Annotated in this window: 12 protein-coding genes and 1 pseudogene; 7 read left to right on the top strand and 6 right to left on the bottom strand. The window is 38.0% G+C overall.

What is annotated here, in order from left to right:
* Nucleotides 1–372: 372 nt before the first annotated feature.
* The 3 genes from ODZ53_RS29305 to ODZ53_RS29315 all read right to left on the bottom strand — a co-directional run bounded on the left by ODZ53_RS29305 (nucleotide 373) and on the right by ODZ53_RS29315 (nucleotide 1,740).
* The gene (locus ODZ53_RS29305) at nucleotides 373–765 is read right to left on the bottom strand and encodes a DUF7674 family protein (RefSeq protein ID WP_372681923.1); all 393 of its coding nucleotides are present in this window, start codon (nucleotides 763–765) and stop codon (nucleotides 373–375) included.
* 69 nt (nucleotides 766–834) lie between these two features.
* Nucleotides 835–1,092 (bottom strand): MafI family immunity protein, encoded by a 258-nt coding sequence (locus ODZ53_RS29310; protein WP_372681925.1) that lies wholly within the window; start codon nucleotides 1,090–1,092, stop codon nucleotides 835–837.
* Between the two features lie 162 nt (nucleotides 1,093–1,254).
* Entirely contained in the window at nucleotides 1,255–1,740 is a 486-nt protein-coding gene (locus ODZ53_RS29315; RefSeq protein ID WP_372681927.1) for a hypothetical protein, read from the bottom strand.
* A 273-nt stretch (nucleotides 1,741–2,013) separates the two neighbouring features.
* Between ODZ53_RS29315 and ODZ53_RS29320 the strand changes: the two genes are divergently transcribed.
* Entirely contained in the window at nucleotides 2,014–2,433 is a 420-nt protein-coding gene (locus ODZ53_RS29320; protein WP_372681929.1) for a hypothetical protein, read from the top strand.
* Between the two features lie 135 nt (nucleotides 2,434–2,568).
* On the opposite strand, the gene ODZ53_RS29325 is transcribed toward ODZ53_RS29320, so the two are convergent.
* The 3 genes from ODZ53_RS29325 to ODZ53_RS29335 all read right to left on the bottom strand — a co-directional run bounded on the left by ODZ53_RS29325 (nucleotide 2,569) and on the right by ODZ53_RS29335 (nucleotide 4,307).
* A complete protein-coding gene (locus tag ODZ53_RS29325) occupies nucleotides 2,569–3,039 on the bottom strand; it encodes a hypothetical protein (protein WP_173608415.1) in 471 nt (156 codons plus the stop codon).
* A 187-nt stretch (nucleotides 3,040–3,226) separates the two neighbouring features.
* Nucleotides 3,227–3,688: a hypothetical protein gene (locus ODZ53_RS29330; RefSeq protein WP_372681931.1), complete on the bottom strand. Its 462-nt coding sequence runs from the start codon at nucleotides 3,686–3,688 to the stop codon at nucleotides 3,227–3,229.
* 232 nt (nucleotides 3,689–3,920) lie between these two features.
* Nucleotides 3,921–4,307, bottom strand: a complete 387-nt coding sequence (locus ODZ53_RS29335; protein ID WP_173625217.1) for a hypothetical protein — start codon at nucleotides 4,305–4,307, stop codon at nucleotides 3,921–3,923.
* 226 nt (nucleotides 4,308–4,533) lie between these two features.
* On the opposite strand from ODZ53_RS29335, the gene ODZ53_RS29340 reads away from it, so the two are divergent.
* The 6 genes and pseudogenes from ODZ53_RS29340 to ODZ53_RS29365 all read left to right on the top strand — a co-directional run bounded on the left by ODZ53_RS29340 (nucleotide 4,534) and on the right by ODZ53_RS29365 (nucleotide 8,121).
* Nucleotides 4,534–4,920, top strand: coding sequence for an ArpU family phage packaging/lysis transcriptional regulator (locus ODZ53_RS29340; RefSeq protein WP_372681933.1), 387 nt, complete (start codon nucleotides 4,534–4,536; stop codon nucleotides 4,918–4,920).
* Nucleotides 4,921–5,103: 183 nt separating this feature from the next.
* The gene (locus tag ODZ53_RS29345; protein ID WP_372681935.1) at nucleotides 5,104–5,718 is read left to right on the top strand and encodes a hypothetical protein; all 615 of its coding nucleotides are present in this window, start codon (nucleotides 5,104–5,106) and stop codon (nucleotides 5,716–5,718) included.
* A 122-nt stretch (nucleotides 5,719–5,840) separates the two neighbouring features.
* Nucleotides 5,841–6,005, top strand: a pseudogene (locus ODZ53_RS29350) (CPCC family cysteine-rich protein); the annotation flags it as partial.
* Between the two features lie 1,004 nt (nucleotides 6,006–7,009).
* The gene (locus ODZ53_RS29355; RefSeq protein WP_372681937.1) at nucleotides 7,010–7,192 is read left to right on the top strand and encodes a hypothetical protein; all 183 of its coding nucleotides are present in this window, start codon (nucleotides 7,010–7,012) and stop codon (nucleotides 7,190–7,192) included.
* A gap of 161 nt (nucleotides 7,193–7,353) precedes the next feature.
* The gene (locus ODZ53_RS29360) at nucleotides 7,354–7,608 is read left to right on the top strand and encodes a hypothetical protein (RefSeq protein WP_372681939.1); all 255 of its coding nucleotides are present in this window, start codon (nucleotides 7,354–7,356) and stop codon (nucleotides 7,606–7,608) included.
* Between the two features lie 156 nt (nucleotides 7,609–7,764).
* A complete protein-coding gene (locus tag ODZ53_RS29365) occupies nucleotides 7,765–8,121 on the top strand; it encodes a hypothetical protein (protein ID WP_372681941.1) in 357 nt (118 codons plus the stop codon).
* The last annotated feature ends 23 nt before the right edge of the window (nucleotides 8,122–8,144 follow it).

The following is an 8,144-nucleotide window of genomic DNA, read 5'->3' on the forward strand; positions in this document are numbered from 1 at the left end:
ATGTTATCTAACACACCAGGAATATTTCGAATGTTCAAAAGCTCAATTAAGTTAAATCAGACTAGCGATGTAATATCATTTGGGATACGAGGAGACAGGATTCGTAGGAAGGGCTTAGAGATTAACCGAAGAAGCGAGTAAACACCCGCTCTTTAGTACCATCACCTAGGCTGGGCACTAAATCATATTTCTCAAGTCACTTATGCAAAGAATATCCATCAATTATGAAATCACTGAACTTTACATTTTGAAGGTGAGGTTCATCTGTTGTAAAACGTTGCCTAACTTCAGTTGATAAGTGATGAAATTGCAAGAGTGGTCGTCCTCTCGAGAAGCGGTGCTTTTAGCATTAAACACAATGTGTACGTTGTATTATTGGTCCTCGCCAACATAACGACTTTCTCCAGACATGAATTTATTTAATGAGATCCACCATTTTAGGGAAATGGGCATCAGAAAACATTCAATTGAGCTTGAAATTTCACAACCTAGCAATGATTCCAGAAACCCAATTGTAGCTAATTCTTTAACATAGTCGTCACCGTTGATATGGAGCATTTCTAAAACCTCAAATATCATTGGGAACTCGGTTAACTTTTGCTGTTGGTAAAGCTCATCTACATGTTGGGCGAAATCTGAGACATCAATATACGGAAGATGTTCTTCGCTATCGTCGTAAGTTTCACTAACAAAATGGAGCCATCTTTCTTTATAGGATGGACAAGCAGATAAGAATAATTCGATAACCTCATGTTTTTGTATCATTTCAAGTTCACTCCATAAAGGGTATATCGAAATTTTATCACATGGAAAATTCGTTATTTAACACTTTAGTTATTGAATTAAATGAATTAGTTGGCTCCAATTGGTAGGATCCATTTCCATTAATTCGCCGATCTTCTTTATTGCTTCGAAGACATCTCTTTGGATAATAAGTCTCTCTTCGATAATAGTTGAACAAAGATGTTCCAAGGCAACGCCCCATTCATTGTGATCCAATAAATCGAAAATGATGTCCATATCCTTTTTAGGCATTCCACTAGTTTCTTTTACGATCCGAATTATATTTTGACTTTGATTGGGATACATCATTTTCACCACCTTACTGTGATTATAGCAGGAATGGGGAAACAGCTTAACAAAACGGTAATTGAGAAGAACGGAGGTGGACGGAGTACCAAACATTTCGTGCTTCGGTAATGTTCTCAATAAGTAAAAAAGAGCCGCGCTTACACGGCTCCAACTATTATATTCTTATTGACCACCTGTATTTGAAGCCCAGACAGGATACCAGCCTTGATTCAAGTCTGTAGTGTTATAAAGAACTAAATTTCCATCATCTTGCATAATCATAAGGTCGCCTCTAAGGTTTACGGGTGGTTTACCTTGATAATGGATATTACTCCATGCAGCGTTATCTGAATACCAAAGCGGGTCACCATTCCCACGGAGTATAACGAGTTTTCCGCTATAATAGTCAAGCTTGAGAGAATTTCCAGCGCGGTTGGTATTCAAGCTCCATATGACGGTTGTTGGTTTGGGATTATACCTCTTTATCTGAAGATCGTTATAAACAGAAAAACGTAAAGTGTATTTATTGTTAATTGACGTTAGCCAACCAATATTACTAAGTTCTTGACCAGCCCTAATACGATCCTCACCCACTCCAGCAAATGTTGCAGAAGTGAAATGGAGTTGGATCATGAAAACTGCAATTAATAGCAAAGCAATCTTTTTCATAATAACCTCCTATTGGGTTTTTTCATATTCTAGTAAATTTTACCATAAACCCAATAAAAATGTGAAATTTTTCAAAAAATTCAAATCACACGATTTATAAAACAGGAGGGGATCTCCCCCGTGAATGAGATTAGAGAAATGATGATGGGCAGCGGATATACTGCTGAAGAAGTCACAGCAATGAGCGACGAGGAGTGCAGAGCAGAATGGGACGAGCTTTGTTCACGGTACACGTTTTAACACAACAATCGATGTGATAAATGGAGGGTAAGCATGGGATTGAAAAAACGAGTTGAAGCATACGCCAAAACCGTTAACTGCGCGATGAAGATGGCACGGATTCACGTTCGTTACTTTGATCGAATGAGATTGCTCATACATGCAGCAAGCATCTGCCCTAAGTGTGGAAAGCCCACTCTTGAAATGGAAGGCGGGAGTTATGAGGAGGGAATTGAAGCTTATGTCTACTGCTCGAATGACAGGGTTCCTGAAAAAGAGGACGGCGAAACATACTACACCGATTGCGGATTTTATGATGATGCAAAAGACAAATACACCCCTATAAGCCATTGGTTCGACTTCGATATTGTACTGGCTTTAGCGTTGGACGGAACAGCGGAAAAAGAGTATTTCGGGGATTGGGAGCGTTTTGTAGAAAAGGATACTGAATCACTTTTGAAAGAGGCAATTTAACAAAACATTACTTGTGATAAATCAAGTGAAGGTATGTGGAAGGAAGAGGGATTTGGAAAGTAAGTGATTTAGAGGAGCTGCATGTACCACGTTTTTTAGCAGCCCTCTAAATCTTACAGCTAATCTAACATTTCTTTAATAAGCCAAAGGATGCGTACTTAAGGAAATGCGGTATTTCACATTGGGGTCCACTCTCATTGCATCTTGGGAAGAAACTTGTATTTTAATTTTTTCGCCAGCGGGCAAATATACGTACCAGGATTCGCGTCCAGTATCTTTTAAAACTTGTTGTGATTGACCACCAACATACAAACTTTGAATCTGGTAGTCTAGGCTACGATTTTGATAGGTGTCGAAGTTAATATAAAATGCTTTTCCTTGGCCTGTGTCGTTTGTCCATTGAAACCAATCACGATCCATTGGTTTTTCAAATTCTGGATATGCTTTGTAAAGAGTACCTTCAAAATCATCATTAATTCCTTGAAAATAATTCGGTGAGTCGATACTATCAGGCTCTATGGCAGTACCTAAAGCGAATGCAGAAGAAGACATGGAAAGTAGGCAGGTTGTCAGTCCGATCATTGATATCAGTTTCTTTAACTTCATAAATGTAACCTCCTAAAATCTAGTAAAGAACACGTGTGTAATTTGCATTATTTTTTACAAAAAATATAAATATCTTTTCTTTTACAAGCTGGAGTATGGGAGAAAGCTCCGTATGCCTGACATTTCTGAAAAGGAAGCCTGTCAATTGGCATTAACAGGCTTCGAAAATAAAGTTACCAAAATCGGTTTATGGTTTTAGAATTTTAAAATAGTTCACACCGTTACCACCATAACTCCAATTACCAGCTTCATCCTGTACGCCAACACTTACGTACAGAAGTCTATTACTCGGTAATTTGTCGTTAGGAATCAAAAAGGATTGAAAGTTATTGCTTGTATTTTGTGGTAGAACTCCAGGATTATAAACAACACCGGTCTCATTATCACTGACTATAACCCAGAAGGTTTTAAAAACAGTGTTTGGATCAGGATCTGTTTGAGACCACGTTATTAAAATTGGGTCTCCGTACTTTAGGATTGTAGGGTTGTACGGATCCTTTGATGGTGGGGAGAAAATGTCTGTATCGGACGGAGTATTTTGAGTGCTAACTGATGATGTAGGGATTGAAATTGCTTTTGCAGACGATACAGTGGGAACGAGCAAAGTAACTGCCATTAGTGAAGCTAAGAGAATGGATATTTTCTTCATAGTGACAACTCCCTTCAATAACTTTATTGTGATACGATTGTATTATTAAAAATTTGGCAAAAAATGTAAATAGATTTTGTGTTGTAGGCTGCACTAGATGCGGTGGTGGGCGGAAGGAACAAAGAAGATTGGCAACATCTACGACAACCCCGAGTTTATCCAGACTGCTTAACAAAAGAGAAAAAAAGCAAAATAGAGCCCTCCCTAACTAGGGAGGACTCGTCAAAATTTATTATTTATTGGCAACGGTAAAAAACAATGATTTTTGAACCCCGCCGTATTCAAAAGTAATCCAGCCATCACCTGGTCTTGCAGCCTCAAGGATACCATATTTAAACCCGGGTCGACTGATGTAAAAGCCTGCTGATTGTTGTATTACTTTAGCGTCATTTGAAACAAGTTTAGATGTTCCATCCGAAAAATGAGCTGTTACCCAAACTGGAGCAGTATTACCAGGGTAAAAAACTCTCGGAATATCAGCTTCTATTTCAAGCTTAGTTACGGTTACTTGTGCATTTACACTTGCTTCAGCTACTGGTTTAGGCATCGCAGCACTTGCTGATGACATGATAGTGAAAACTGAAAAGATTGATAGAGATAGCAACGCTAATTTCTTCATTTCAGAATCTCTCCCTAGCCATTGATTTGGATAATAGAAACTATTATCTAACAAGCAATACGGCGAATTCCACAAAATGGTTACTGAATTTTTATAAGTTTCACTTTTTATCATAATATTTCGGGAGTAAAAAAGAGACAAAAAAATAAGCCCCCAATCAGGGAACCCGTCTATATGTTCGGCAAAAACATTATAGCATGGGCTGCAACGAGGGGGAATTGGAAAGATGAGCGCACAAGAGCAACTGTCATTTCTGGAACCAGTAGATGAAAAAGAAGTCAGAAAGGCTGTTGTCAAAGCATTAAAAGAATACAAAGCCCTCCGTGTTGCTGTCCAAAATAAGCAGGAGCGACAGGAGAAGGGTATCGATCAACTGTTTCCACGGCTTCAAAAGTCTGAGTCCACGAATGAGTTGAAAGCACGGCAGATCGAAAGAGCACTTGAGTATTCACTCGTTGAGGTAGAGCGACAGATCATCGAAGAGAAGTATCTTAGCACGTCCAGGGTGAAGGACATCAACGTATATCTGGACTTAGGTCTGACAAAAGACCAATTCTACACAAAAAAGAAAGAGGCAATTATGCAAATTGCTACGGCACTCGGAATGATCTGAGTGCTTTTTTTATTAAACAAGTGTGCAACTGACATTTAGCGTTATTATTTTGCAGACAGTCTTGCACTAATCTTTCATTTTTTAGCCAGAATGAGCGTTTTTTATTTGATGAAAAATCCAACTTTTGGATGTAAAATCAAACTAATTACTGCAAAAAATATCGTGAAAATGCTGGGGGTATTCATGAAACCTGTAAAATTAGTAGCACTAGACGGTAAGTATTCCTCATATTTATATGATGGGAAGTTTTATCATTCAATCGATGTAAATTTAAGTCCCTTTGAACTTGAAGGAAATGAATGTATAGAGAACCCAATACATACAACGATCAATATTGCATTTCTTAAATTACCAGGTGTTCGGAGCTGGAGGGATTTGGAGAATAAGGCTTACGAGTTTACCGACATCGCTTTCGAGGATTACGAAGTTCCAATGCCTGATGCATCAGTTTTGTTGTCTTATTATTATAGTCCAGTCTTTATTTCTAACATGGAGTTTGGTGAGAGAACGGAACGCTACATAAGAATGTCGATGAAATGTGAAGTAGATTTTGAGAACGGAGTACACGGAATCCAGTCTTATGAACTTTCGTGTCTACTTGAGATTAGGGATTTTTATATTGATTATAGTTTCCTAAAACCAACAAATGAGAATTTAAAGGAAGCTGAAAAAATTGCAAAACAATATGTTACTTTGGATGATTATGAAGAACCAGAAATCATTCGAAACTTTCAATTTAATTTGAATGGCCAGGATTTTTTTGAAGAGAAAATATCATTCCCTTCAAAAATTGAATAGAATAAAAACAAGCTAAGAATAACAGAAAAATTGAGAAGGCTCCAAGGTTTTAACGGCAGCTTTTGTTTAGCTAACGGGCAAGATAATTGAGTGAAAATAAGGATAATTTTTGAGGTGGATACATGAAATACACTTGTCCTTGTTGCGGTTATAAAACATTTGACTTAAAACCCCCGGGAACCGTTGATATTTGTCCAGTTTGTTATTGGCAGGATGATTTACATCAGTACTTTGACCCGGATTTTGAGGGGGGCGCAAATATTTTATCCTTAAGACAGTCTCAAGAGGCTTTAAAAGATAAAACAGATCTAATAAACGATAACTACGAATTCGATGGTCTGAAAGATATATCAAAAATAAAGCGTATGCCCTTGACGGAGATTTCTAGGATCTTTGTTGCCCTTGATGTACCCCTTGAAAAATTACTTGGACTCTATCTTGGCTTTATTGAGATTAAAGAAAGTAGTTTTGTTTTCAACTATGAAGAAATCTATGAACTCATGGGCGATGATAGTGAGCTAATTACCCGTTACATAATGATTCGAGAAAGGAAAGATCCAAATGCAATTCTTAAGGAAATTCATAATGAAGCTGACAAAGAAATCAAGAAAATCGAAGAGGTATTTGTTAAAAAACTCATTTCAGTGCTTTGAGCTAACTGGATTCGATAGTTGAAGATAGTAGTGCCGGAAACCACCATTAAGGTGGTTTTTTTGTTGAGAGTTGGTCACAGACGCGAATGAAAGAAGTCCCAACAAAATACCGACAAAACGCAGACAAAATCAGGGATAAAAGGCAGGACGATTTGAAATGTTATGGACGGTAATCTTGAGTCAAGAGCAAGCGACATGGGCTCTTGGGAGATACCGCCTATCCCTTATCAATGGTGTACCTGAGCGAATCTATGGGTGATGACGAATGTGACCTTACGAGAGGGGGACATTCTGAGCCTGAACGCACCAGTTGCGACGAGCGTAGCAGGGAACCATGCAATTATTTTCATTGTATGCATTACAGCGGTTTTCAAGTTTTGGGAACCCCTCTCGGAGCTTTGGAAAATCGCGAATTACTCTGCTGGGGTTTACCGGACAGGGGATAAAGCGAGGTATACGGCTCCGGCCTCTCGCTCCTTGTAAGGGGCTCAAGTAAGTGATGAAACATATGTTGTATTAAGGGAAATACTTGTAACTATCAGTGATTGGAATTATTTATTTTTATACGTGAATGAATTGGATGAAATTGAAAGAGAAAAAAGGCATGAATATTACTTGTAGACGCAAGGTGAGAGCGAATGAATAAACCGTATAATGTCGTTGTTGATTTAATTGACCTCTACTGGGACGATCCAGTCGCCTTCGCAGAAGACATGATTGGCTTTGATCCAGATGATTGGCAGCGCGAGGCAATGCTGGACGTAGCTCGATTTCCACGGACTAGCGTACAGTATTGTGGTAAGGATAGACAACAACTTTAATTTTCAGACTGTGCCTAGCTATAGAGATTCATTGACAAGCGTAAATAGTGTACAAGATAAATATAAAACTGGAAAGGAAACTAAATTACAGGTACCGAGTAATAATGTCGACACTGTAGAGATTTCAAACGATGCGCAGTTGATGTTGAGAAGTACTAGAAGTGCTAAAAAAATTTGACGAAGATGTTGCTAAGTTTGTTGATCGTACTCTTTCGGGAAAAGTAAAAGTCGGAAAATATTATGTAGAGTCTCGTATACATGAAGATAGCCTTCTCGTTAGAGAAGCTGAGAAGGCTATGAAAGACTCGAAAATACAGAAGGATGCTGATGCATTATTAAGTAGATACCTAGAAGGGAATAATAATCCTGGGATCGATAATAATAATATTTTTGGAGACATCTTTGAACTCAGATAAAGAAAAGGTGCAAGAGTGTACTTGAGAAAGTCAGGAGATACTGTTGAGGAACTAGCGAAATCTGACAAAAACAATGAGCAAGACGTTATCAACCGTTTGAGTACAAATAGAAAATATTGGTTTTAATATTGTCTATTGAGGAGGGAGCCGTTAACTATGAAGAAGCATATTTGGATTAACACAGAATTATCTGAGATCGAGAGTCAGCAAAAAAATGATAATAATGTTGATGTAATCGTAACCTTACCAGATCGAACAAGATGGTGGGGAACATTTTTTACTTATCAAAACATCGAAACATTACGACGGAAGAATAAAAATACTGGTGAGAACCTGTCTGGCACTTATCTATGGTCGATAAATATGGTTATTGTTGAAGATGTGAGTCGTGAAACGATTGAAAAAGTAGTGGATGAGCTTATTCGAGAAGGCGATATACAAACAATTATGGCGAAGATCGATGATGTTTCTAGTGACTCAGAAGCTGAATATGGTGATGATTTTTTTGAATAGGCTAATCACTCACTCTCTACGAA

This window comes from Brevibacillus sp. BD137 (assembly GCF_041644655.1).
GTDB classification, from domain to species: domain Bacteria; phylum Bacillota; class Bacilli; order Brevibacillales; family Brevibacillaceae; genus Brevibacillus; species Brevibacillus brevis_D.

Coding starts and splice junctions, on each gene's coding strand:
- ODZ53_RS29325 (WP_173608415.1), bottom strand. CDS start 3,039: ATGAAGTTAAAGAAACTGATATCAATGATCGGACTGACAACCTGCCTA.
- ODZ53_RS29315 (WP_372681927.1), bottom strand. CDS start 1,740: ATGAAAAAGATTGCTTTGCTATTAATTGCAGTTTTCATGATCCAACTC.
- ODZ53_RS29320 (WP_372681929.1), top strand. CDS start 2,014: ATGGGATTGAAAAAACGAGTTGAAGCATACGCCAAAACCGTTAACTGC.
- ODZ53_RS29365 (WP_372681941.1), top strand. CDS start 7,765: ATGAAGAAGCATATTTGGATTAACACAGAATTATCTGAGATCGAGAGT.
- ODZ53_RS29310 (WP_372681925.1), bottom strand. CDS start 1,092: ATGATGTATCCCAATCAAAGTCAAAATATAATTCGGATCGTAAAAGAA.
- ODZ53_RS29355 (WP_372681937.1), top strand. CDS start 7,010: ATGAATAAACCGTATAATGTCGTTGTTGATTTAATTGACCTCTACTGG.
- ODZ53_RS29330 (WP_372681931.1), bottom strand. CDS start 3,688: ATGAAGAAAATATCCATTCTCTTAGCTTCACTAATGGCAGTTACTTTG.
- ODZ53_RS29340 (WP_372681933.1), top strand. CDS start 4,534: ATGAGCGCACAAGAGCAACTGTCATTTCTGGAACCAGTAGATGAAAAA.
- ODZ53_RS29335 (WP_173625217.1), bottom strand. CDS start 4,307: ATGAAGAAATTAGCGTTGCTATCTCTATCAATCTTTTCAGTTTTCACT.
- ODZ53_RS29305 (WP_372681923.1), bottom strand. CDS start 765: ATGATACAAAAACATGAGGTTATCGAATTATTCTTATCTGCTTGTCCA.
- ODZ53_RS29345 (WP_372681935.1), top strand. CDS start 5,104: ATGAAACCTGTAAAATTAGTAGCACTAGACGGTAAGTATTCCTCATAT.